The 22,436-nt window shown below is 70.9% G+C and carries 21 protein-coding genes; 7 read left to right on the top strand and 14 right to left on the bottom strand.

The window, feature by feature from the left end; translation table 11 throughout:
• Positions 1 to 19: 19 nt before the first annotated feature.
• The 3 genes from ACIRG6_RS02105 to ACIRG6_RS02115 form a co-directional block, all read right to left on the bottom strand.
• Positions 20 to 829, bottom strand: coding sequence for an HAD family hydrolase (locus ACIRG6_RS02105; RefSeq protein WP_364677332.1), 810 nt, complete (start codon positions 827 to 829; stop codon positions 20 to 22).
• Positions 829 to 3,432: a phosphoribosyltransferase gene (locus ACIRG6_RS02110; RefSeq protein ID WP_403320754.1), complete on the bottom strand. Its 2,604-nt coding sequence runs from the start codon at positions 3,430 to 3,432 to the stop codon at positions 829 to 831. The genes ACIRG6_RS02105 and ACIRG6_RS02110 overlap by 1 nt, the downstream gene beginning before the upstream one ends.
• Positions 3,433 to 3,495: 63 nt before the next feature.
• Positions 3,496 to 4,662, bottom strand: a complete 1,167-nt coding sequence (locus ACIRG6_RS02115; protein WP_364677331.1) for an HpcH/HpaI aldolase/citrate lyase family protein — start codon at positions 4,660 to 4,662, stop codon at positions 3,496 to 3,498.
• A 208-nt stretch (positions 4,663 to 4,870) separates the two neighbouring features.
• Between ACIRG6_RS02115 and ACIRG6_RS02120 the strand changes: the two genes are divergently transcribed.
• Positions 4,871 to 5,797, top strand: coding sequence for a TerD family protein (locus ACIRG6_RS02120; RefSeq protein ID WP_318218391.1), 927 nt, complete (start codon positions 4,871 to 4,873; stop codon positions 5,795 to 5,797).
• A gap of 7 nt (positions 5,798 to 5,804) precedes the next feature.
• Here ACIRG6_RS02120 and ACIRG6_RS02125 read toward each other — a convergent pair whose 3' ends face one another.
• The 6 genes from ACIRG6_RS02125 to ACIRG6_RS02150 form a co-directional block, all read right to left on the bottom strand.
• Entirely contained in the window at positions 5,805 to 6,542 is a 738-nt protein-coding gene (locus ACIRG6_RS02125; protein WP_318218392.1) for a TerD family protein, read from the bottom strand.
• Between the two features lie 152 nt (positions 6,543 to 6,694).
• Entirely contained in the window at positions 6,695 to 7,834 is a 1,140-nt protein-coding gene (locus tag ACIRG6_RS02130) for a DUF475 domain-containing protein (RefSeq protein WP_318218393.1), read from the bottom strand.
• Between the two features lie 49 nt (positions 7,835 to 7,883).
• Entirely contained in the window at positions 7,884 to 8,459 is a 576-nt protein-coding gene (locus ACIRG6_RS02135; protein ID WP_318218394.1) for a TerD family protein, read from the bottom strand.
• Positions 8,460 to 8,570: 111 nt separating this feature from the next.
• Positions 8,571 to 9,146: a calcium homeostasis/redox stress adaptation protein gene (locus ACIRG6_RS02140; RefSeq protein ID WP_239768326.1), complete on the bottom strand. Its 576-nt coding sequence runs from the start codon at positions 9,144 to 9,146 to the stop codon at positions 8,571 to 8,573.
• A 142-nt stretch (positions 9,147 to 9,288) separates the two neighbouring features.
• Positions 9,289 to 9,747, bottom strand: coding sequence for a peroxiredoxin (locus tag ACIRG6_RS02145; protein ID WP_239768325.1), 459 nt, complete (start codon positions 9,745 to 9,747; stop codon positions 9,289 to 9,291).
• Positions 9,748 to 9,871: 124 nt separating this feature from the next.
• Entirely contained in the window at positions 9,872 to 10,309 is a 438-nt protein-coding gene (locus ACIRG6_RS02150; protein WP_161165332.1) for a DUF3052 domain-containing protein, read from the bottom strand.
• 377 nt (positions 10,310 to 10,686) lie between these two features.
• Here ACIRG6_RS02150 and aceE point away from each other — a divergent pair, with 377 nt between their 5' ends.
• Complete coding sequence (gene aceE, locus ACIRG6_RS02155) at positions 10,687 to 13,434, top strand: pyruvate dehydrogenase (acetyl-transferring), homodimeric type (RefSeq protein WP_403320272.1); 2,748 nt, start codon at positions 10,687 to 10,689, stop codon at positions 13,432 to 13,434.
• A gap of 86 nt (positions 13,435 to 13,520) precedes the next feature.
• Here the strand turns inward: aceE and ACIRG6_RS02160 are convergent, their stop codons facing one another.
• The gene (locus ACIRG6_RS02160) at positions 13,521 to 13,829 is read right to left on the bottom strand and encodes a small hydrophobic protein (RefSeq protein WP_318218396.1); all 309 of its coding nucleotides are present in this window, start codon (positions 13,827 to 13,829) and stop codon (positions 13,521 to 13,523) included.
• 251 nt (positions 13,830 to 14,080) lie between these two features.
• On the bottom strand, positions 14,081 to 15,697 hold the full coding sequence (locus ACIRG6_RS02165; RefSeq protein ID WP_364677323.1) for an MFS transporter: 1,617 nt from the start codon (positions 15,695 to 15,697) through the stop codon (positions 14,081 to 14,083).
• Between the two features lie 136 nt (positions 15,698 to 15,833).
• Between ACIRG6_RS02165 and ACIRG6_RS02170 the strand changes: the two genes are divergently transcribed.
• The 3 genes from ACIRG6_RS02170 to ACIRG6_RS02180 all read left to right on the top strand — a co-directional run bounded on the left by ACIRG6_RS02170 (position 15,834) and on the right by ACIRG6_RS02180 (position 18,719).
• Positions 15,834 to 16,514 carry a TetR family transcriptional regulator gene (locus ACIRG6_RS02170; RefSeq protein WP_350719652.1) on the top strand — a complete coding sequence of 227 codons (681 nt, stop codon included), beginning with the start codon at positions 15,834 to 15,836 and terminating at the stop codon, positions 16,512 to 16,514.
• A gap of 72 nt (positions 16,515 to 16,586) precedes the next feature.
• The gene (locus tag ACIRG6_RS02175) at positions 16,587 to 17,804 is read left to right on the top strand and encodes an alpha/beta hydrolase (protein WP_403320275.1); all 1,218 of its coding nucleotides are present in this window, start codon (positions 16,587 to 16,589) and stop codon (positions 17,802 to 17,804) included.
• 66 nt (positions 17,805 to 17,870) lie between these two features.
• Entirely contained in the window at positions 17,871 to 18,719 is an 849-nt protein-coding gene (locus ACIRG6_RS02180; RefSeq protein ID WP_364677318.1) for a DUF4429 domain-containing protein, read from the top strand.
• A 109-nt stretch (positions 18,720 to 18,828) separates the two neighbouring features.
• On the opposite strand, the gene ACIRG6_RS02185 is transcribed toward ACIRG6_RS02180, so the two are convergent.
• Together ACIRG6_RS02185 and ACIRG6_RS02190 are read right to left on the bottom strand one after the other, a co-directional pair.
• Positions 18,829 to 19,845 (bottom strand): aldo/keto reductase, encoded by a 1,017-nt coding sequence (locus tag ACIRG6_RS02185; RefSeq protein ID WP_364677316.1) that lies wholly within the window; start codon positions 19,843 to 19,845, stop codon positions 18,829 to 18,831.
• Positions 19,842 to 20,333 carry a MerR family transcriptional regulator gene (locus tag ACIRG6_RS02190; protein WP_239768315.1) on the bottom strand — a complete coding sequence of 164 codons (492 nt, stop codon included), beginning with the start codon at positions 20,331 to 20,333 and terminating at the stop codon, positions 19,842 to 19,844. Before ACIRG6_RS02190 ends, ACIRG6_RS02185 begins: the two co-directional genes overlap by 4 nt.
• Before the next feature lie 96 nt (positions 20,334 to 20,429).
• Between ACIRG6_RS02190 and ACIRG6_RS02195 the strand changes: the two genes are divergently transcribed.
• Together ACIRG6_RS02195 and ACIRG6_RS02200 are read left to right on the top strand one after the other, a co-directional pair.
• Positions 20,430 to 20,900, top strand: a complete 471-nt coding sequence (locus ACIRG6_RS02195; protein WP_364677314.1) for a GNAT family N-acetyltransferase — start codon at positions 20,430 to 20,432, stop codon at positions 20,898 to 20,900.
• A 19-nt stretch (positions 20,901 to 20,919) separates the two neighbouring features.
• The gene (locus tag ACIRG6_RS02200) at positions 20,920 to 21,735 is read left to right on the top strand and encodes a serine hydrolase domain-containing protein (RefSeq protein WP_403320279.1); all 816 of its coding nucleotides are present in this window, start codon (positions 20,920 to 20,922) and stop codon (positions 21,733 to 21,735) included.
• Here the strand turns inward: ACIRG6_RS02200 and ACIRG6_RS02205 are convergent.
• A complete protein-coding gene (locus ACIRG6_RS02205; RefSeq protein WP_364677490.1) occupies positions 21,732 to 22,382 on the bottom strand; it encodes a pirin family protein in 651 nt (216 codons plus the stop codon). The genes ACIRG6_RS02200 and ACIRG6_RS02205 overlap by 4 nt on opposite strands.
• Positions 22,383 to 22,436: the final 54 nt, after the last annotated feature.

Here is a 22,436-nt window from a genome sequence, read left to right on the forward strand (position 1 = left end):
GCACCGGGCGCGGCGGCCGCTAGCGGCTGCGCGCCGCCGTGAGGAACTCCCGCAGGATCCGCTCCCCCGCCAGCACCCCGCGCTCGGGCAGGGCCTCGATCGCCGGTGCCGCCCAGCCGGAGTCGGCCAGCTCGCCGTGGCCGGGACGCCAGCCCCGGTCCGCGGCCAGCAGCAGGTCGGCGTCGAGAAGGGAGTCGCCGGCGGCCAGGGTGAGCTCGGCGCCGGTGCGGCGGGCCACCTCGCGCACGGCGGCGCTCTTGGTCAGCGGCTTGGGCACGGTGTAGATCTTGCGGCCCTGGAGGGAGACGGTCCAGCCGCGGTTCTCGGCCCAGACGGCGAGTTCCTTCACCCAGTCCTCGGGCAGCAGCTCGCGCTCGACGACGAGGTAGGCGAACAGGTCCTCGGCGACCCGCTGCTTGCGCACCCACACCGGGTCGGCGGCGCGCATCAGGTGGTCGCGGATCTCGTCCAGCGAGGCGCACTCGTCGGCCAGCCGCGCGGTCACCCGGGCGTGCCAGTCGGCGTCGGTGACGCCGTCGACCAGCAGGTGGCCGCCGTTGGCGCAGATCGCGTACTCCGGCGGGGGGCCGGGGAGGTTGATGCGCCGGTACTGCTCGCGGGTGCGGGTGGTGGCCGGCACGAAGACGGCCGTGCCGCCGAGGTCGGTCAGCAGTCCGGCGGCCGTCTCGGTCATGTAGGACAGGGGCTTGCTCTCGTAGACCTCCACGCACAGCAGCCGGGGCGCCCGCGGGTCCGGCATGGTCAGCCCCAGGGCGGCGGCGGAGTAGATGAGCGTGCGGTCGAGGTCGCTCGCGACGAGCACCGGCATCAGCGCGTCACCGCCCTGCCGTCGGCGCCGGTCGCGCCGCGCGTGTACTTCGGGTGGATCAGCCCGACGCACGTGTAGGGCAGGCCGTCGACCTCCTCCACGGGCACGCCCCGCTGCTCGGCCAGTAGCCGCACATGGTCCAGGTCGGCGCCCGCACCGGCCCGGGCCAGCACCTTCCAGGGCACCCGGCGCAGCATCACGCGGGTGGTCTCGCCGACGCCGGGCTTGACGAGGTTGACGTCGTGGATGCCGTACTCCTCGCTGATGCGCTCGACGGCGGCCCAGCCCTCCCAGGTGGGGGTGCGGTCGGCGGCCAGGAGTTCCTTGACCTGGGCGTCGACGGTGTCCGCGGCCTCCGGGAAGCGGGCGGAGACGGCGTCCAGGAAGGCCACCGAGAGGTCGGCGCCGGCGAGTTCGCGGTAGAACTTCGCGCCGTGGTAGTCGTGCGGGCCGACCAGGTCGGCGCGGAGCACGGTGCGGGATATCAGGCCGGAGACGGTGGAGTTGAGGCAGGCGGACGGGATGAGGAAGTCGTCGCGGGTGCCGTAGGTGCGTACGCAGGAGCCAGGGTCGGCGAGAACGGCGATCTCCGGGTCGAAGCCGGTGATGCCGTCGGTGACCTCGAAGTCGCGCAGGGCGGCGGCGAGTTCGCGGGTGATGGCGCCCTTGCCGGTCCAGCCGTCGACGAAGACGACGTCGGCCGGGTCGTGGTCGGCGGCCAGCCGGCGCAGCGCGTTGGCGTCGATGCCGCGGCCCCGGACGATGGACACGGCGTAGTGCGGCAGGTCGAGGCCGTGCCGGTACTGCGCCCAGCGGCGCATCAGGATGCCGACGGGGGTGCCCGCGCGGGCGAGGGAGACCAGGACGGGGCGCGGCGACCTCTCGGTCAGCACGATCTCGGTGACGGCGCCGACGGCTCGCGCGAGGCGTGCCGCGGACGTCTTGAGCGCGGCGTGGAACAGTTCCTGGTACTGCTCGCTGGGCTGGTACTCCACGGGCAGCGACTCCGCGTAGTGGGCGCCGCCCCGCTGGATGGCCTCCTCGCGCTCCTCGGTCGGCGCCTCCAGCGTCACCTCCGAGAGGTCCTGGAGCAGCCAGCCGACCTCGTCGGGGGCGTACGAGGAGAAGGCGGGACCGCGCAGGGGCTCGGGCAGCATCGGGGGCCTTTCGGGGGCGTGCGGGGACTCGGCGGACCCGGGCACGTACGACGGGACGACCGCGAGCAGGACGTGCGGGACGTGCGCGGCGAGCCGGGCCGTCAGTCCGCCGGGCGCGTGCAGCGCGGGGGTGTCGGCGACCGAGTCGACGACGGCGACGACGGCGTCGAAGCCGCCGCCCGCGACGTTGTAGGCGTAGCGCTCGCCGGGGCCGTCGGCGGGGTCGTCGTGCGCGGGGAAGACCAGACGGGTGCGTATCGCGTACCCGGGGTCGTCGACCGCGAGGACGGGCGAGCGGGTGGTGGTGGAGTAGCGCACCTCGGCCCCGGTGGTCCGCTCCAGCTCGGCGGCCAGGCGCAGCGGGGCGTACATCAGCTCCTCGAAGCCGAGGACGAGCACGCGGCGGGCTCCGGCGGGCAGCGCCCGCGCGATCCGGGCGGCCATGGCGGGGAGCGCGGATTCGAGGCGGGCACGGTGGCCGGGGGTGAAGCCGTGCCGACCGCCGTCGGGAAGGCCCGGGGGCCAGCACAGGTCTACGGGGGTGGCGTAGGGGCGGGCGCGGTCATCGTGCGCGTGCGGGTGGCCGGAGGCCGGCCGCGCGGTTCCCCGCGCCCCTGGGCGGGTGGTCCGAGCGTCGGCTTCACGGCTCACGGGGGTCACGGGGCCGGCGTCCTTCAGGGGCGCGGACGACAGACCACCGGCCCCGGCGCCTTCCGTCTCGTACCGCGCCACCAGTGCCTGCCCCTTCTCCAGCACCCCTTCCGGCAACCGCACCGTCCCCGAAGCCGCCGTCACGAGATCCACCCGCGCGCCGATCTCCCGCCCGAACGCCTCGAGCCGCCCCACGTCCGCCGCGGACCGCATGTCCACCAGGGCGACGACCACGTACCGCTCCCGCGGATACCGCTCATGGAGATCGCGCACGGTGTTCAGCACCGTGTTCCCCGTGGAGAACTCGTCGTCGACCAGGACCAGCGGCCCGTCGCCCGCGAGCAGCGCCGGGTCCTCGGGCAGCAGCAGGTGGGAGGTGGCGTGCGAGTGGGACTCCTCGAAGCCGCCCGCGCGGGCGACGCCGGTGACCGGACGGCGGGTGGAGTGCAGGTACGGGGCGGCGCCCAGGCCGTCGGCGACCGAGTGGCCGAGTCCGGTGGCGGTCTCCGCGTAGCCGAGGACGACGGCCCGGCCGGCCTCCTCGGCGCCCAGCAGCTCGCGGACGCGCCGCCCGAGGGCGACACCGTGGCCGTACACGACGGACGGGGACTGCGGGACGTGCTTGCCGAGCACGTTGGACACGAGCAGGTGGGCGCGCTTGGGGTTGCGGCGCAGGGCGAGTCCCAGCATGCCGGTGAGGGCGTCGTCGCCCGCGAGTTCGACGCCGAGCCGCTCCGCGACCCAGCTGCCGGACCAGACGCCCGCGTGCTCCCCGGCCCGCGCCCCCTTGTCCATGTGCTCGTGCCTCCCGTGGTCCACTGCGTCGTTCATCGGTTCCTTGCGTTCGGTGGGACGGGTTCAGTCGGAGAGGCCGGCGGCGAGGAGTTCCACGAAGCCGATGTCCTCGTTGGCCACGCCGAAGACCTCGGCGCGCAGCAGGGTCCGCTCGGCCCAGGCGCGGTGCGGCTTCACCTCGTTCATCTTGTTCGTGTACGCCGACCTCAGCACGCCTCCGCCGCCGCGCTCGGGCCGCAGGATGTCCTGGGCGTCGCTGAACTCCTCGCGGCTGACCACGGACAGGGCGTGCACCGGCAGCACGTGCGAGGGGTGGATGCAGGTCTTGCCGAGCAGGCCGTTGGCCTGGTCCAGGGAGATCTCCCGCAGCAGGCCGTCCATGGAGTGCTCGATCAGCTTCTGGCGCAGCTCCACGGCCTGTACCTCCAGGAACGGGCTCTGCCGCAGTTGCGGTTTGAACATCCTCTCCTGGACCCGGAAGTACTCCCACACCGGCCCGGTCACGGTGAATCCGGTGCCGTCGGCCCGGGCGAGCATGTTCACCACGTCGGCGATCACGGAGGCGACGATCTGGACGTCGTACGCCGTCATGTCGGGGGCCCGGCGCAGCCCGTAGGAGGAGCAGAAGTCGGTCACGCCGAGGCGCAGGGCGAGTACCCGGTCGCGGTACTTGTCGACGGCGCGGAAGATGCCCTCCAGCGTCTGCACGCGCGACTCGCGGTAGAGCAGGTCGGGCGACTCCAGCACCGGCATGGCGAACAGGCGCCGGCCGCTCGCCGCCTCGGCCGCGGTGAGCGCCTCCAGGAACGGCACGCCGCGTTCCTCGGTGAACTTGGGCAGCACGAATCCGGACAGCAGCCGCACGGCCGGGCCGAAGCGCCGTACGAGGTCGGGAATCTGACCGGGGGTGCGGACCCGGACGAACAGCAGCGGCACGTCCGCGCCGGGGCGGTCGGCCAGGTCCGCGAACTGCCGTACGAGGTTCTCCTCGCCGGCCGCCACATCGGCGTCGTCGATCGAGTCCTCCAGGCACAGCACCATCGACACCACCCCGCGCGCGCCCTGCTTGAGGACGTCGTCGGCGAGCTTCGGCCGGGTGGCCGGGCTGTAGAGCGTGGCGCCCAGGGCCGCGGACAGCAGCCGGGCCGGGGAGTCCGCGGTGAACGCGCAGGGCTCCCGGTGGAAGAGGCGCTCACGCGCTTCAGGGGCAAGGTGCCCGAAATGACGCATAAATACTCCCCCGCGGTATCTGGACGACCGGACAACAGTCCAAGGTGGCCGGTAATAGTACGTACGTATCCATGTCGGTGGTTCCCACCGGGCATGAATTCCAGGTAACCCCGCCATGTCGGCGGCGGGCGACCGGGGCCGCGCGGACACGCCCCGCGTACCCGCCCCCGCGTTGTCGTGAGCAGGACCGAGAGGGCAGGATGACGGCATGACGCACGCGATGCTGAAGGGGTCGAACGTCCCGCTCCGAGCCACCACGGTACGCGCCGTGCTGCGCTGGTCACCCGGGCAGGGGGTCCCCGACGTGGACGCCTCCGCGTTGCTCCTCGGCCCCGACGACCGTGTGCGTTCCGACGAGGACTTCGTCTTCTACAACCAGCCCCGGCATCCGTCCGGGCAGGTCTGGCGGCTCGGCAAGAAGCGGGTCCCCGAAGGCCTGACCGACACGATCCAGACAGATCTCTCCGGCGTCGAGCCGTCGGTGGGCCGGATCCTGCTGGTCGCGTCGGCGGACGGCGTCGCCTTCGACCGGGTACGGGAGCTGCGCATCCTGCTGTACGACGCCACGGTCGCCGACGGGGAGCCGCTGGCGTACTTCGACGTCAAGCCGGAGACGGGCCAGGAGACGGCGCTGATCTGCGGGGAGCTGTACCGGCGCGGGGAGGGCTGGAAGTTCCGGGCGCTCGGCGAGGGCTACTCCAACGGGCTGAAGGGTCTGGCGACCGACTTCGGCATCTCCGTGGACGAGTCCGAGGCGGCGCAGGAGCCGGCGGCGGCCCCTTCGCCGGAACCGTCCGCGCCCGACCGGCCGGTGGTCGGCCCCGAGGAGCCGACGACCGTGCAGCCGCTGCCCGTCCCGCCCTCTTCGGAGGTCTCCTACCCGCTGCCGCCGGAGCAGCCGGCCGGGGTGCCGGCCCAGCCCGCGTACGGCTATCCGCAGCAGCCGCCGACGACGCAGCCGGCCTACGGCTATCCGCAGCCGGCCGCGCGCCCCGCCTACGGCTACCCGCAGGCGCCCGCCACCGCGGGGGCGGCCGGGGCGCAGTCCGGCTACGGCTACCCGCTTCCGGTGACCGCGGCGCCCGACCCGGACTTCCGGCTGCCGCCGCAGGGGCCGCAGTTCATCGGCCGGTGAGCCGCGCTCATCGCTCGACCTTGGTCTTGTAGCCCCGCCCCCATTGCAGCCCCCACCCGTAGAGCCGGTCCAGCTCCCCCTGGAAGCCGTAGACGAACTTCACCTCGCGGCGGACCATGATCTCGCCCTTGACGTTCTCGATCATCACCACGGCGCAGGAGCGGGCCTGCGGATGGCGTTCGTCGAGGCCTATCTCGATGCGCGGCCCGTTGCTCGGGTACAGCGTGACGATGGCGTGCGTACGGTCGAAGGCCGGCGTCTGGTCGTAGATGTAGGCGAAGAGCAGCAGCCGTTTGATGGCGTCCCGGTGGTCGAGGTTGACGTAGATCGTCTCGCCGGACGCCGAGCCGAACCGGTCGTCACCGCTGAGCTTGACGTACGGCGGGGCGTTGACGTCGCCCAGATAGCCGCCGAGCGGCTGGACGACGCCCCGGGTGCCGTCCTGCAGTTCGTAGAGGCAGCCGAGGTCGAGGTCGACGTTGACCATGCTCTGGCTGTGGCCGACGACCTCGGGGGGCTTGAGTGCCTTGAAGGGGTGCCGCAGCAGGCTCTCGCGCTGGTTGCCCATGATGTCCGACGTCCGCATCCGCCAGGTGAGGTTGATGCGCAGGTGCCCGGTGGCCGCGCCCTGTTTGGTCAGGGAGACCTGGCTGTGCCGTTTGGTCAGCTCGATGGAGTTGGTGGCCGCGCTGCCCGAGTCGAAATCGCTCTCACGGCCGCGCCACAGCCCGTCCAAGAAGCCCATTCCCGCCCCCACGTTCCCTTTCACCGCCGACGGGGCGGCCCCGAGGAGTCGTCCTCGTCGGCCGCCCCGCACAGAGCGTTCCTCGTCCGGGCCGTGTTCACACCGGTGGCGCAGGCGCACCGGGGGCGCACCGGCCCGGGATCACCGGGGTTTCACACCCCGGAGGAGACCGCCGCCTTCTCCGCGTCGCCGTCTCCCCCGGCCGCCGCGAGCCGCTTGTTGCGGCGTACGGAGGACCAGAAGGACCAGGCGATCAGGGTGACGCCGACGAGGCCGGTGATGATCTCGTGGATCTCGTACTGGATGGTGACGAGGAGGATGACGGCGAGGGCGCCGATCGCGTAGTGCGCGCCGTGCTCCAGGTAGACGTAGTCGTCGAGGGTGCCCTGGCGGACCAGGTAGACGGTCAGGGACCGGACGTACATGGCGCCGATGCCGAGGCCGAGGGCCATCAGGACGATGTCGTTGGTGATGGCGAAGGCGCCGATGACACCGTCGAAGGAGAACGACGCGTCCAGGACCTCCAGGTAGAGGAACATGAAGAACGCGGCCTTGCCGGCCAGCGCGACCGCCGACTTGGGCTTGCCGGTGCGGGCGGCCTGCTCCTCCTCCTCGTGCTCGCGTTCCTCCTCCTCTTCGAGCTTGTCCTCGAAGTACCCGGAGAGACCGCCGACAATCATGTAGGTGATCAGACCCGCGACGCCCGAGATCAGGACCGTCTCCGCCTTGTCGGCGTGGCCGGCGTGCAGGTGGGCCTGGGTGGCGAAGGTCATCGAGGTGATGAGCAGCACGATCAGGGCGATGCAGACCGACAGCATGTCGACCTTGCCGAGCTTGGCCAGCGGCCGCTCCAGCCACTGGAGCCACTTGATGTCGCGGTCCTCGAAGATGAAGTCGAGGAAGATCATCAGCAGGAACATGCCACCGAAGGCGGCGATCGACGGGTGGGCGTCGGTGACCAGCTCCTGGTAGCGGTCCTTGTCGGTCAGCGCGAGGTCGACGGCCTCGATCGGCCCGAGCTGGGCGCTGATCGCCACGATCACGACCGGGAACACCAGGCGCATGCCGAACACGGCGATGAGAATGCCGATGGTGAGGAAGATCTTCTGCCAGAAGGCATTCATCTTCTTCAGGATCCCGGCGTTGACCACCGCGTTGTCGAAGGACAGCGAGATCTCCATGATCGAGAGGATCGCGACGATGCCGAAGGCGGTCCACCCCCCGTAGAAGACCGCCGCGACCAGGCCGAGCGCGGTGACCGCGAACGACCAGCCGAAGGTTTTCAGAAGCACTGGCTACCCAATCGTGTGTGTACGGGGCTCCCCCGCGCCGTACTCGGCTTTACGAAACGTTGACTCCGAAGTCTAGAGCGATGCCGCGAAGCCCCGACGCGTACCCCTGCCCCACTGCACGGAACTTCCACTCGCCCTGGTAGCGGTAGAGCTCGCCGAAGATCATCGCGGTCTCCGTGGAGGCGTCCTCGCTGAGGTCGTAGCGGGCGAGTTCCTGGCCGTCGGCCTGGTTGACCACCCGGATGAAGGCGTTGCTGACCTGGCCGAAGGTCTGGCCGCGCTCGTCCGCCATGTGGATCGAGACCGGGAAGACGATCTTGTCGCAGTGGGCGGGCACCTTGGGGAGGTCGACGAGCAGCGACTCGTCGTCGCCCTCGCCCTCGCCGGTCAGATTGTCACCGGTGTGCTCGATGGAGCCGTCCGGGCTCTTGAGCTGGTTGTAGAAGACGAACCACTCGTCACCGAGCACCCGGCCCCCGCTGCACACCAGTGCGCTCGCGTCGAGGTCGAAGGGTGCGCCGGTGGTGGAACGCGCGTCCCAGCCGAGGCCGACGAGCACCTGCGTGAGGTTCGGTGCGGCCTTGGACAGGGAGACATTGCCCCCCTTGGCAAGAGTGACGCCCATGTGATGGTCCCTCCCCGGGTGATGGTTCTTGGGTTTCCTGCGCGTCCGGCGCCGCACGTAAACCGTGCGGCGCCGGACGATCGAGGCTGTCGCCTCGGACGGAGCGGTGACTCAGACGTTCACGCCGAAGTCCTGGGCGATGCCGCGCAGGCCGGAGGCGTAGCCCTGGCCGATGGCCCGGAACTTCCACTCCGCCCCGTTGCGGTACAGCTCGCCGAAGACCATGGCGGTCTCGGTGGACGCGTCCTCGGAGAGGTCGTAGCGGGCGATCTCCGCCTCGCCGGCCTGGTTCACCACGCGGATGAACGCGTTGCGCACCTGGCCGAACGACTGCTGGCGGTTCTCGGCGTCGTAGATCGACACCGGGAAGACGATCTTCTCGATCTCGGCGGGGACCGCCGCGAGGTTGACCTTGATCTGCTCGTCGTCGCCCTCGCCCTCACCGGTGATGTTGTCGCCGGTGTGCTCGACCGATCCGTCGGGGCTCTTCAGGTTGTTGAAGAAGACGAAGTTGGCGTCACTGCTGACCTTGCCGGAGCTGTCCAGCAGCAGCGCGCTGGCGTCGAGGTCGAAGTCGGTGCCGGTCGTGGTACGGACGTCCCAGCCCAGACCGACGATGACCGCGGTCAGTCCCGGGGCCTCCTTGGTCAGCGATACGTTGCCGCCCTTGCTGAGGCTGACTCCCACGAGTCCTCCCTTGATGTCCAGGGGCGGGAAGCCCCGTAGTGCGTTGGATGACGTGCTGTGGCTTGTCGGATCAACGATTCGATCCTAGTGACGGGTTCCCGCCCGCCGCAGGCCCTGGAGCCGACGAATCGCACGGTGTCGGTCAGAGGGCGTCGAGCGCCTTCACGTACTCGGTCAGGTCACGGGCGTCCGGCAGGCCGTTGACGACGGTCCAGCGGACGACACCCTCGCGGTCGATGATGAAGGTGCCGCGGACGGCGCAGCCCTTGTCCTCGTCGAAGACGCCGTAGGCGCGCGAGACGTTGCCGTGCGGCCAGAAGTCGGAGAGCAGCGGGTACTCCAGGCCCTCCTGCTCGGCGAAGACGCGCAGGGTGTGGATGGAGTCGTTGGAGACGGCGAGCACCTGGGTGCCGCGGTCGGAGAACTGCGGCAGGTTGTCCCGCACCTCGCACAGCTCGCCCGTGCACACGCCGGTGAAGGCGAACGGGTAGAAGAGCAGCACGACGTTCTTCCGGCCGTGGAAGTCGGACAGCTTTACGGTCGCGCCGTGGTTGTCCTTGAGTTCGAAGTCGGGGGCCTTGTCGCCGACCTGGATCGCCATGGTCCTGTTCGTCCCTTCGAAGGGTGATTCGCTGGAAACACCCTACGCAGGGATCATCACGAGCCCACGGACGGGCCGACGGCGGTCGGCCCGTCCGGAGCCGGGTGGTGCGGAGCCGGACCGGCTACCGCTTCGACTTGGCCGCCTTGGGGGTCGCCAGCCGGCTGCCGCTCCAGTCCTTGCCGACACTGACGCTCTTGGCCGCCGTCAGGCCGGCCGTCGTTGCGGCTTCGGAGATGTCGCTGGCCTCGACGTACCCAGGACGGCCGGTCTTCGGCGTGAGGAGCAGGATCGCCCCGCCCTCCTCGATGTACGTGGTGGCATCCACCAGCGCATCCGTCAGGTCGCCGTCGTCGTCACGGAACCACAGCACGACGGCGTCGGCCACGTCCTCGTAGTCCTCGTCCACCAGCTCGCCCTCGACGGCGCCCTCAATGGCCTCGCGGAGCTCCTGGTCGACGTCGTCGTCGTAGCCGATCTCCTGGACCACCTGCCCGGGCTGGAAACCCAGCCTGGCGGCAGGGTTCGTCCGCTCCTCCGCGTGGTCCGCGGTCGCGCTCACGGGTTGCCTCCTGATCATGTCTCTAGTGAATGTCTTCAGCCACGCGCGTGCGCGAAGCTTGGCCGTAGTCCACACGGACGGGACGGATCGCGCAAGTACCCGGCGACTGGGACCGCCGAAACGGTGACGATCCCGGCCGTGTCGCCGCAACTCCAGCCATGCCGTCCGAGCCAAAGGTGACGTACACCACACCCTTGTGCCCCGTTTGCGTATTTGGGAACCATGTGTGGGTACGAGACTCGAATGAACGTGCCCCCGGCCCTCATGGGAGAACCGGTTACCCCACGGTACAGATGACGTTTGCCTCCGCGAGGTACACGATGGGGAATCGGCGCAGACACCCGGCACAAATGGCCCTCTGACAGCGAAGGAACAGTGTGGCTTCCGCATCAGATCGCAATCCGATCATCATTGGCGGCCTGCCGAGTCAGGTTCCTGACTTCGACCCCGAGGAAACCCAGGAGTGGCTCGACTCCCTGGACGCCGCCGTCGACGAGCGGGGCCGGGAGCGGGCCCGCTACCTGATGCTGCGACTGATCGAGCGGGCCCGCGAGAAGCGCGTGGCCGTGCCCGAGATGCGCAGCACGGACTACGTCAACACGATCGCCACCAAGGACGAGCCGTTCTTCCCCGGCAACGAGGAGATCGAGCGCAAGATCCTCAACGCCACCCGCTGGAACGCCGCCGTGATGGTCTCGCGCGCGCAGCGTCCCGGCATCGGCGTCGGCGGTCACATCGCCACCTTCGCCTCCTCCGCCTCGCTGTACGACGTGGGCTTCAACCACTTCTTCCGCGGCAAGGACGAGGGCGACGGCGGCGACCAGGTCTTCTTCCAGGGGCACGCCTCGCCGGGGATCTACGCCCGCGCGTACCTGCTGGACCGGCTGACCGAGCAGCACCTGGACGGCTTCCGCCAGGAGAAGTCCAAGGCGCCGTACATGCTGTCGTCGTACCCGCACCCGCGGTCGATGCCGGACTTCTGGGAGTTCCCGACCGTCTCGATGGGCCTCGGCCCGATCGGCGCGATCTACCAGGCGCGGATGAACCGCTACATGCACGCGCGGGGCATCGCCGACACCTCGAAGTCCCACGTGTGGGCCTTCCTCGGCGACGGTGAGATGGACGAGCCGGAGTCGCTGGGCCAGCTGTCCATCGCCGCCCGTGAGGGCCTGGACAACCTGACCTTCGTGGTCAACTGCAACCTGCAGCGGCTGGACGGCCCGGTGCGCGGCAACGGCAAGATCATCCAGGAGCTGGAGTCGATCTTCCGGGGCGCCGGCTGGAACGTGATCAAGCTGGTGTGGGACCGCACCTGGGACCCGCTGCTGGCCCAGGACCGCGACGGCGTGCTGGTCAACAAGATGAACATCACGCCGGACGGCCAGTTCCAGACCTATGCCACCGAGTCCGGTGCCTACATCCGCGAGCACTTCTTCGGCGACGACCACCGGCTGCGCGCGATGGTCGAGAACATGACCGACGACCAGATCCTGCACCTGGGCCGCGGCGGTCACGACCACCGGAAGATCTACGCGGCCTTCTCGGCGGCCAAGGCGCACAAGGGCCAGCCGACGGTGATCCTGGCCAAGACGATCAAGGGCTGGACGCTGGGCCCGAACTTCGAGGGCCGCAACGCCACGCACCAGATGAAGAAGCTGACGGTCGACGACCTCAAGCGCTTCCGCGACCGGCTGCACCTGCCGATCTCCGACAAGGAGCTGGAGTCCGGCCCGCCGCCGTACTACCACCCGGGCCGGGACACGGAGGAGATCCAGTACATGCACGACCGCCGGCAGGGCTGCGGCGGCTATGTGCCGACCCGTGTGGTGCGGTCGAAACCGCTCGCCCTGCCGGACGACAAGACGTACGCGACCGTGAAGAAGGGGTCGGGTCAGCAGTCCATCGCGACGACGATGGCCTTTGTGCGGCTGCTGAAGGACCTCATGCGGGACAATGAGCTCGGCAAGCGGTTCGTGCTGATCGCGCCGGACGAGTACCGCACGTTCGGCATGGACTCGTTCTTCCCGAGCGCGAAGATCTACAACCCGCTCGGCCAGCAGTACGAGTCCGTGGACCGGGATCTGCTGCTCGCCTACAAGGAGGCGCCGAACGGGCAGATGCTGCACGACGGCATCTCGGAGGCGGGCTGCACGGCCTCGCTGATCGCGGCGGGCTCGGCGTACGCCACCCACGGCGAGCCGCTCATCCCGGTCTACGTCTTCTACTCGATGTTCGGCTTCCAGCGCACCGGCGACCAGTTCTGGCAGATGGGCGACCAGCTGGCACGCGGTTTCGTACTGGGCGCGACCGCGGGCCGTACGACCCTGACCGGCGAGGGGCTGCAGCACGCGGACGGCCACTCGCAGCTGCTGGCCTCCACCAACCCGGCGTGCGTGGCGTACGACCCGGCCTTCGGCTTCGAGATCGCGCACATCGTCAAGGACGGGCTGCGCCGGATGTACGGCGCGGACGAGCAGCATCCGCACGGCGAGGACGTCTTCTACTACCTCACCGTCTACAACGAGCCGATCCGGCACCCGGCCGAGCCCGAGAACGTGGACGTCGAGGGCATCCTCAAGGGCATCCACCGCTTCAGCGAGGGCACCGGCGGCGCGATCCCGGCGCAGATCATGGCGTCCGGTGTCGCGGTGCCGTGGGCCCTGGAGGCGCAGCGGATCCTCGCCGACGAGTGGAACGTGCGGGCCGACGTGTGGTCGGCGACCTCCTGGAACGAGCTGCGCCGCGAGGCGGTGGCGTGCGAGGAGCACAACCTGCTGCACCCCGAGGAGGAGCAGCAGGTGCCGTACGTGACGCGGAAGCTGGCGGGCGCGCAGGGGCCGTTCGTGGCGGTGTCCGACTGGATGCGGTCGGTGCCGGACCAGATCGCGCGGTGGGTGCCGGGGACGTACCAGTCGCTGGGCGCCGACGGCTGGGGCTTCGCGGACACGCGCGGTGCGGCGCGGCGCTTCTTCCACATCGACGCCGAGTCGATCGTGGTGGGCGTGCTGACCGAGCTGGCCCGGGAGGGCAAGATCGACCGGTCGGCGCTGAAGCAGGCGGTCGACCGGTACCGGCTGCTCGACGTGACGGCGGCCGACCCCGGGGCCGCGGGCGGTGACGCGTAGCGGCGGGCGAGCACAGACGCGAGGAGGGCCCCCGGCGGTGCCGGGGGCCCTCCTCGTTCGCGCTTGGCGTCGGGCTCGCCGGCCGGTCAGAGCATGCCGTTGCCCATGCCGGCCGATCCGGCGAGCCAGATGATCGCCAGGAGCGTGTCGATGGCACCCAGGGCGAGGGCCACCACCGCCGGCACCGGGCGGGAACCCGCCCAGCTGCGCCCCATGGCGAGCCATCCGCAGACCATCGCGGCGGGGCCGAGGATGATCCCCAGCGTGAAGAATCCCGCGACCGCGCAGACGACTCCGACGATGCCGAGCGTCGCGCGGTCCGGCCCGGTCCGTGACCACGTCCGGCCAGGTGAGCGGGGGTTCCTGCGCGTTCCGTGTCCAAAGCTCGTCATCATCAACTCCCTGAACCACTCGTCGAGTTCGGTTCGTCTCGGGTTGATGTGCGAGTACCCCCGTTCGGGTGGACAATCCCCCCGCGGTGTGCTGCCTGCGCGCTGCCCCCCTCCAGCAGCGCGCCGCAGCCTCTCGCCCTCCCATGCCCTGCGGAGGACTTGACCCACTGTGACCCGCGAGGCCCTCCGGTGGGGAGGGTTCGCCGGCCCTGTCACCCTGATGGACGAACAGGGTGACAGGAGTGGACCCTCCGTCAGATGTGCCCCACGCCCGCACCGGCCTCGGCGTTGTCACCGCGCTTGGTGAGGAACGCGACGAGCACCGCCACGGTGGCCACACCCGCGGCGACGAGCGACGCCAGGCTCATGCCGGAGATGAAGGTGTCGTGCGCGACGTCCGCGATCTTCGCGGCGATCGGGGCGGGGGTGCCCTCGGCCACCGGGGGGACACCCTGTTGCACGAGCTGCGCAGCCTGGTCGTGCTGTTCGGGACCGAGCTTCGGCAGACCTGCGTCGGCCCAGTTGCCGGCCAGGTCACTGTCGACCTTGGACGCCATCACGGCACCCAGCACCGCCGTGCCGAGGCTGCCACCGATCTGCATCGCGGCCTGCTGGAGGCCACCGGCCACGCCGGACAGCTCCATCGGCGCGTTGCCGACGATGACCTCCGTCGCGCCGACCATGACGGGCGCGAGACCGAGGCCGAGCAGGGCGAACCAGATGGACATCGCCAGGCTGCCGGTGTCCGTCTCCAGCGTGGACATGCCGAACATGGCGACCGCGGTGAACACCATGCCGCCCGCGAGCGGGATGCGCGGGCCGACCTTGGTGATCATCGCGCCGGCCAGCGGCGAGGCGACGATCATCATGCCGGTGAGCGGGAGCAGGTGCAGACCGGCGTCGATCGGGCTCATGCCGTGCACGTTCTGCAGGTAGAAGGTGACGAAGAAGAGGCCGCCCATGAAGGCGATGGCCATCAGGACCATCAGGACGACACCCGCCGACAGCGGCACCGACCGGAACATCGCCAGCGGGATCAGCGGCTCCTTGACCTTCGTCTCCCAGAAGGCGAACAGGGCGAAGCCCACGACCGAGACCGCCACGAACAGCCACGTCCGGCCGGAGCCCCAGCCCCAGTCCGGGGCCTTGATGAGCGCCCAGACGAGGAAGAACATCGAGGCCGACAGCAGGGCGATGCCGAGGATGTCGAAGGACCGCGGGGCGTTCTCGGCCCGGTGGTCCAGCAGGATCAGCACACCGAGCACCAGGGCGAGGACGCCGACCGGCACGTTGATGAAGAACACCGACTGCCAGTTGACGTGCTCGACCAGCACACCGCCGAGGATCGGACCGCCCGCGGTGGAGGCGCCGATGACCATGCCCCAGATGCCGATGGCCATGTTGAGCTTCTCGGCCGGGAAGGTGGCCCGCAGCAGACCGAGCGCGGCCGGCATGAGCAGCGCGCCGAACAGGCCCTGGAAGACACGGAAGGTGACGACCATCGCGATGCTGTCGGACAGCCCGATGGCACCGGAGGCGGCGGCGAAGCCCGCCACACCGATGAGGAAGGTCTGCCGGTGACCGAAGCGGTCGCCGAGCTTGCCCGCGGTGATCAGGGAGACCGCGAGGGCGAGGAAGTAGGCGTTGGTGATCCACTGGAGCTGGGACCAGCTGGCGCCGAGGTCCTTGCCGATCGCCGGGTTGGCGATGGCCACGATGGTGCCGTCGAGGGCCACCATCATGACGCCTACCGCGACGGTGACGAGGGTGACCCACGGGTGGCCGCGCAGCCCCGAGGCAGGCGTGGCATCCGACGGCGTGGGCGGTCCGCTCCCCGGCCCGGTCTTGTCGATGGTGGTCTGACTAGTCATACCTTCGAGGCTAATGACAGCCGCTGACAGTTGACAAACCAATTCACCAGACAGTAACTGACACGTCATGCCCGTATAGCCTGAACGGAGCCTGATCTGCGCAAACGGGCAGGCACGGGAGACAGGGAGACACCTTTTGAAGACGGCGGACACGCCGGTGGCAGCGGAAGGCGCCCAGGCGGCTCCCCGGCCGGGCCTGCGCGAACGCAAGAAACAGCGCACCCGGGACACGCTGCTGCGCTCCGCCCTGGAGCTGTTCACCGAGCGCGGCTACGAGGAGACGACCGTCGACGACATCGTCGAGGCCGCCGACGTCTCGCAGCGCACCTTCTTCCGCTACTTCGCGAGCAAGGAGGAGGCGGCGTTCTTCGTGTCCCGGCTCGCCGAGTCGCACTTCGTCGACGCCGTGCGCCGCCGCCCGCCCGGCGAGGCACCGCTGGACGCGCTGCGCGGCGCCCTGGTGGAGAGCTGGGACACCATCGGCGACGCCGTCGAGCAGCTGGTGCCGCTCGACCTGCACATGCGCTTCTACCGGGTGATCGAGTCGACGCCCGCGCTGCTCGCCGCCCACCTGCGGCGCGCGACCGAGCTGGAGGAGGAGATCGCCCGCATCGTCGCCGCCCGCGAGGGCCTCGACCTGGACGCCGATCCGCGCCCGCGCGTGGTCGTCGCCGTCTTCGGCGCGGTGATGCGGGTGACCGAGCGGATCTGGTCGGAACGGGACGACGCCGGCCTCGCGGCGCTGCGCGATCTGGCGGCCTCGTACCTCGATCAGGTGGAACCGGCGCTCACCGGAAGCTGGCGGAGAACCCCGTAACACACGACCGAAACGTGATCCGTGCCACTTGATTCACGCGAGACCCCGCCGTTCTCCTAGTGTGTCCTCCCAGTGACTTCCTTCGACACCTCCCCGCAATTGAACGTCTGGCGCGCACTGCTCGCCCTGGCCGTGGTGTTCGTGATGCTGTCGACCACCGGCTGGACCGCCCTGCGCAACCACCGGGGGCCCACGGCGCTCGAAGCCTCGGTCACGGCCTGGGAGCACGGCCGGATAGACGGACGCCGGCTGCCCGACGCGCAGGCGGCCCCCGCCCGGCTGTCCCGCTTCTTCGCCTCGCTCACCGCGGCCCAGCGGGCGAGCCTGGCCCGCCGCTATCCCCTGGCCGTCGGCAACATGAACGGTGCGCCCGTCGAGCTGCGCTACCAGGCCAACCACGCGGCGCTCCGCGAGGCGCGCACGGTCGAGCGGCAGCGCATGCACGACAAGCGCCTCTCCCCCTCCGGGCAGCGGGAGGCGGGCCGGCGCATGCAGCGCTACGAGTCGCTGCTCGACCCCGGCCGCCACATCCTCGCCTTCGACCCGGCGGGCTCGGGCCGGATCGCCGAGGTGTTCGGGAACCTGGACCGCGCCGAACGCGTGTCCGTCGTCGTCCCCGGCGTGGACACCGAGCTGCTCACCTTCCAGCGCACCGACCGCAAGTACTCGGCGCCCGCCGGCATGGCCGAGTCGCTGTACGCGGCCGAACGCGCGGCGAGCCCGGCCACGCGTACGGCGGTGATCGCCTGGGCCGACTACACGTCCCCGAGCGGCCTCGGCATGGAGGCGGCCACCGCGACGCGCGCCGAACGCGGTGCCGTCCGGCTCAACGCGCTGCTGCGGGCGCTGCCGGGCCGCGCGCCCGTCTCGCTGTTCTGCCACAGCTACGGCTCGGTCGTGTGCGGCGTCGCCGCCGACACGCTGCCCCGCCGGGTCAGCGACATCGCCGTGGCCGGCAGCCCCGGCATGCGGGTCGCGAAGGCCTCCCACCTGCACACCGCCGCCCACGTGTGGTCGATGCGGGACGCCGACGACTGGATCCAGGACGTGCCGAACCTGGAGCTCGGCGGGCTGGGACACGGCGCCGACCCGGTGTCCGCGGCGTTCGGGGCGCGGGTGCTGTCGGCGCGGGGCGCCCAGGGGCACGCCGGGTACTTCGTACCGGGCACGGAGAGCCTCGAGAACTTCGCCGGGATCGGCGTCGGCGCGTACCGCACGCTGGCCTGCGCCCACGAGGACGACGTCTGCCGGGTGGGTTTGTCCGCAGCGGCGAAGGCCGGACGCGCGTAGAGGAGCAGAAACTCCGGTTTGCACGGGGAGGGGACGAAGAAGCGCGTGCCGCATACGATGAGCCGCATGGGTGACGTACTGGCCGGATTTCATGCCGCCTGGGAGTTCGAGTCCGACTCCGTGCTCATCCGCTACGAACGGGGGATTCGAACACCCAAGCTGTTCCAGGCGCTGGGGGAACGCCGCGTCCCGCTGGAGGCGCTCGCCGGGGTGACGCTGACGCCCGGGAAACGCGGCACCGTCGTGCTGCGCGCCGAGCCGCGTCCCGGCGCCGATCCGCTCATGGAGGCGGCGGCCGGTCAGCTCAAGGAGGGCTGCGATCCGTACCGGCTGGTCCTGCCCGCCGAGCGGGAGACCCTCGCGGAGTACTACGCCGACGAGCTGCGGGGGCTGCTGAGCGAGTCCGGCAAGACCGAGCGGTACCTGGTGGCGGCGCCCGAGGCACCGCTGCAGTTCAAGGCGTACGACGGCAAGGCGTCCTTCGACGGTACGGCGGTGACGTTCCGCTGGTCCTGGACGGGCGCGTCGTCGGCGAAGTGGAAGGCCGGCGACCAGAGCTTCCCGGTCGCCGGACTGGGCGGGGTGGAGTGGCGGTCCCCCGAGGCGTTCGAGGGATACCTGCGGCTGCTGCCGCGAGACGCCGCGGCGACCGCTCCACAGGCCGACCAGGACCCCGCGTCGGTCGTGTTCGGGCTCGGGTACGGGCCGGTGCACGAGTCGCTGCCGTTCGCCGCGGCGGTGCTGGCCGCGGTGCGGGAGCAGGGCGCGGGCGTGCCGGTGCCGGTGCCGGCGCCTCGACGGGATCCCGCGGACATCGCCGAGCGCATCCGGCACCTCGGGGAGCTGCATCAGCAGGGGCTGGTGACGGACGAGGAGTTCACCTCTAAGAAGGCGGAGCTGCTGGCGCAGCTTTAGCGTGTGCCGGGCGCTGGTTCGTTGCCCGGTGCCGGTTGTGTGCGGCTGGTCGCGCAGGTCCCCGCGCCCCTGGCGGCGTTGCCTCCCCGGCGTCCGACAGCACCGCCCTCTACTCCCGGCCCGCCGACGTGAACGTCATGTCCGCGTAGCGGTCGCCCGCGACCTTGCCCGCGATCGGCTCCAGCAGGGACAGCTCCTCGTCGGTGAGGACGATCCTCGTGGCCGCCGTGTTCTCCTCCACCCGGGCCGGCTTGCGGGTGCCGGGGATCGGGACGACCGGCAGGCCGTGCACCCGCGCCCGCTGCTGGGCCCAGGCCAGGGCGATCTGGCCGAGGGTGGCGCCGTGGGCGTCGGCGACCGTGCGGACCGGGTCGAGCAGGGCCGCGTTGGCCGCCGCGTTGTCGCCGGTGAAGCGGGGCTGCTGACGGCGGAAGTCACCGGCCGTCAGGTCCTGGCCGGCGTCGGCGAAGGAGCCGGTGAGGAAGCCCCGGCCGAGCGGCGAGTAGGGCACGAGGGCCACGCCCAGTTCACGGGCGGCGGGCACCACGCCCGCCTCGATGTCCCGGCTGAACAGCGACCACTCCGACTGCACGGCGGCGATCGGATGCACCGCCTGCGCGGCCCGCAGCTCGTCGCCCGTCACCTCGCTCAGGCCGAGATGCTTGACCTTGCCCTCGCGGACCAGGTCGGCCATGACGGCGACGGTCTCCTCGATCGGCACGTTCACGTCGCGCCGGTGCATGTAGTAGAGGTCGATGACGTCCACGTCCAGACGGCGCAGGCTGGCCTCGACCGCCTCACGGACGTACGGCTCGTCATTGCGGATGACCCGCTTCGTGGGGTCGTCCGGCGGGATCGACAGGGCGAACTTGGTCGCGACGACGACCTCGTCGCGGTGCGCCTTGAAGAACGGCGCCAGGAACCGTTCGTTCTCCCCCGCGCCGTACGCGTCGGCCGTGTCGTAGAGCGTGACGCCCAGCTCCAACGCCCGTTCCAGGGTCGCCCGGGACTGGTCCGCGTCCGACGGGCCGTACCCGAAGCTCATGCCCATGCAGCCGAGGCCCTGGACGCCCACCTCCGGGCCGCCGTCGCCGAGCCGCACCGCCGGGATCCTGCTGTCGGTCATCGGGTCCTCTCCCCTTCGCGTTCACGGGCGCGTCCCGCGTCCCCGTAGAAACTGATCTTGCGGTCGAGCACGGCGAGGGTGTCCTGGAGTTCCGCGATCCGCGTCAGTACGTCGCGGCGGGTCGACTCCAGGAGTTCGCGCCGGTCGAGGTACGTGCTCTCGCCCTCGCGCACCAGCTCCGCGTACCGGACCATGTCGGCCACCGGCATACCGGTCATGCGCAGCTTGCCGACGAAGTCGAGCCAGTCGAGGTCGCGGTTGCTGTAGCGGCGCTGCCCGGTGTGCGAGCGGTCGATGGTGGACATCAGGCCGATCCGCTCGTACCAGCGCAGGGTGTGGGCCGTCAGCCCGGTGAAGGCGACGACCTCGCTGATGGTGTAGCGGTCCTGGCCGTCGGGGCGCGGGTGGCGCCGGGGCGGGGCGGCGCAGATGTCTGTTCTGGTGGCGTTCGGCTGGACGAGCCCGGCCGTGGTCTGCATCACCGTCATGACCCCCACGCTATGACCTTGGAGTGCACTCCAGGCAAGCACGGCAGGTGAGAAAGGGGCGGGACAGCCGGCGGGGCAGGTGACTAGCGTGACGGCATGAGTCTCGTACGCCGTGCCGTGGCCGAGGACGCGCGGGAAGTGCTGCGTCTGCGCCAGGTGATGATCGACGCGATGTCCCCCGGCTCGCCCACCGACTGGCAGGACGGCTCCCTGCCCGAGCTGCGCAAGCGGCTGGCCGCCCCGGACGGGGACTTCGCGGCGTTCGTCGTCGACCACCCCGACCGGCCGGACGCGCTGGCGGCCCTGGTGGTGGGGACGCTGGAGTACCGGATCGGCGGCCCGGGCAGGCCGGCGAGCGGGCTGATCGGGTACGTCTTCAGCGTCGCGACCGACCCGGACGCCCGACGCCGCGGATACGCGCGCGCCTGCATGGACGAACTGCTGGCGTGGTTCCGCGAACGGGGCGCCGGGCACGTCATGCTGACCGCGTCCGCCGACGCCGAGCCCCTGTACGCCGCCCTCGGCTTCACACGGGACACGGACCCCTCGATGCGGCTGTACCTGTGAGCCGCTTAGGCTCGGAGCCATGTCCTTGAAGAGCCTCTTGTTGATCGAGAACTGGCCGGTTCCCACCGCGGCGGCGGGTGTCGTGCGCGCCGACGGCACGGTCCTGGGGTCGCACGGACCCGTCGGGCAGCGCTTCCCCCTCGCCTCGGTCACCAAGCCGCTCGCGGCGTACGCGGCGCTCGTCGCGTACGAGGAGGGCGCGATCGAGCTGGACGAGCCCGCCGGTCCGGCCGGTTCGACGGTCCGTCACCTCCTCGCGCACACCTCCGGGCTGGCCTTCGACGAGCACCGGGTGACCGCCCCGCCCGGGGAGCGCCGGCTGTACTCCAACGCCGGTTTCGAGCAGCTCGGCGACCACATCGCGAAGGCGACGGACATCCCCTTCGCCGAGTACGCGCGGCAGGCGGTGCTGGAGCCGCTGGGCATGACGGACACCACCCTGGACGGCTCTCCCGCCAAGGACGGCGTCTCGACGGTCGAGGACCTGCTGCGGTTCGCCGCCGAGGTACAAACACCGCGGCTGCTGGACCCGCGCACGGTCGCCGAGGCGATGACGGTCCAGTACCCGGGCACCAAGGGTGTGCTGCCGGGCTACGGCCACCAGAACCCCAACGACTGGGGTCTCGGCTTCGAGATCCGCGACGCCAAGTCCCCGCACTGGACGGGCGCTTCGTCCTCGCCCCGCACCTTCGGGCACTTCGGCCAGTCGGGCACGTTCCTGTGGGTCGACCCGGACGCGGGTGTGGCCTGCGTGGCCCTGACCGACCGCGCCTTCGGGCCGTGGGCGGTCGAGGCGTGGCCGCCGTTCACGGACGCGGTGCTCGCGGAGGTCTAGGACATCTCCCACACGAGGAGTTCGGACGCGGTGAGGGCCACCGCGTCCGTCCCCTCCGCGTCCGTGATCCGCGCCGCGTCCCCCGCGTCCAGCTCCTCGCCGTCGACGCGTACGGAGCCGCGCACGACGTGGACGTAGACGTGCGCCGCGTCCGGCACCGCCGTCCGCTCGCCCGCCGCCAGGCGCCGCACGTGGAGCATGGCGCCCGCCTCCGGGACGGCGTACGGGGTGGAGTCGGCGATGCCGTGCACGATCTCGTAGGACGGGTCGCCGCCGGGCTCGCGCGGGGCCAGCCACATCTGGACGAAGGTCAGCGGCGCCGGGCCGTCGTTGCGCTCGACGTGGCGGACGCCGCCCGCAGAGCTGAGGCGCTGCACGTCCCCGGGCCGCACGAGCGTCTCGTGGCCCGCGCTGTCCCGGTGGGTCAGCTCGCCCTCCACCACCCACGTGACGATCTCGGTGTGGCTGTGCGGATGCTCGTCGAAGCCCGCGCCGGGGGCGAGGCGTTCCTCGTTGCAGGCGATCAGCGCGCCGAAGCGGAGGTTGCCGGGGTCGTAGTGGGGGCCGAAGGAGAAGGCGTGGCGCGACTCGATGCCGGCCGACCGGTCGCCGCCTGGATAGCGCTCGTCGGCGCGCCGTACGTCCATCACGCCGTCCACCGTAGACCCGGCGACACGCCCGCCCGTCCGGATAAGGCAGTC

Origin of the sequence: Streptomyces flaveolus, assembly GCF_044765825.1 — a bacterium.
GTDB classification, from domain to species: Bacteria; Actinomycetota; Actinomycetes; order Streptomycetales; family Streptomycetaceae; genus Streptomyces; species Streptomyces flaveolus.

Coding starts and splice junctions, on each gene's coding strand:
- ACIRG6_RS02105 (WP_364677332.1), bottom strand. CDS start 829: ATGCCGGTGCTCGTCGCGAGCGACCTCGACCGCACGCTCATCTACTCC.
- ACIRG6_RS02110 (WP_403320754.1), bottom strand. CDS start 3,432: ATGGACAAGGGGGCGCGGGCCGGGGAGCACGCGGGCGTCTGGTCCGGC.
- ACIRG6_RS02115 (WP_364677331.1), bottom strand. CDS start 4,662: ATGCGTCATTTCGGGCACCTTGCCCCTGAAGCGCGTGAGCGCCTCTTC.
- ACIRG6_RS02120 (WP_318218391.1), top strand. CDS start 4,871: ATGACGCACGCGATGCTGAAGGGGTCGAACGTCCCGCTCCGAGCCACC.
- ACIRG6_RS02125 (WP_318218392.1), bottom strand. CDS start 6,542: ATGGGCTTCTTGGACGGGCTGTGGCGCGGCCGTGAGAGCGATTTCGAC.
- ACIRG6_RS02135 (WP_318218394.1), bottom strand. CDS start 8,459: ATGGGCGTCACTCTTGCCAAGGGGGGCAATGTCTCCCTGTCCAAGGCC.
- ACIRG6_RS02145 (WP_239768325.1), bottom strand. CDS start 9,747: ATGGCGATCCAGGTCGGCGACAAGGCCCCCGACTTCGAACTCAAGGAC.
- ACIRG6_RS02160 (WP_318218396.1), bottom strand. CDS start 13,829: ATGATGACGAGCTTTGGACACGGAACGCGCAGGAACCCCCGCTCACCT.
- ACIRG6_RS02165 (WP_364677323.1), bottom strand. CDS start 15,697: ATGACTAGTCAGACCACCATCGACAAGACCGGGCCGGGGAGCGGACCG.
- ACIRG6_RS02180 (WP_364677318.1), top strand. CDS start 17,871: ATGGGTGACGTACTGGCCGGATTTCATGCCGCCTGGGAGTTCGAGTCC.
- ACIRG6_RS02185 (WP_364677316.1), bottom strand. CDS start 19,845: ATGACCGACAGCAGGATCCCGGCGGTGCGGCTCGGCGACGGCGGCCCG.
- ACIRG6_RS02190 (WP_239768315.1), bottom strand. CDS start 20,333: ATGACGGTGATGCAGACCACGGCCGGGCTCGTCCAGCCGAACGCCACC.
- ACIRG6_RS02195 (WP_364677314.1), top strand. CDS start 20,430: ATGAGTCTCGTACGCCGTGCCGTGGCCGAGGACGCGCGGGAAGTGCTG.
- ACIRG6_RS02200 (WP_403320279.1), top strand. CDS start 20,920: ATGTCCTTGAAGAGCCTCTTGTTGATCGAGAACTGGCCGGTTCCCACC.
- ACIRG6_RS02205 (WP_364677490.1), bottom strand. CDS start 22,382: ATGGACGTACGGCGCGCCGACGAGCGCTATCCAGGCGGCGACCGGTCG.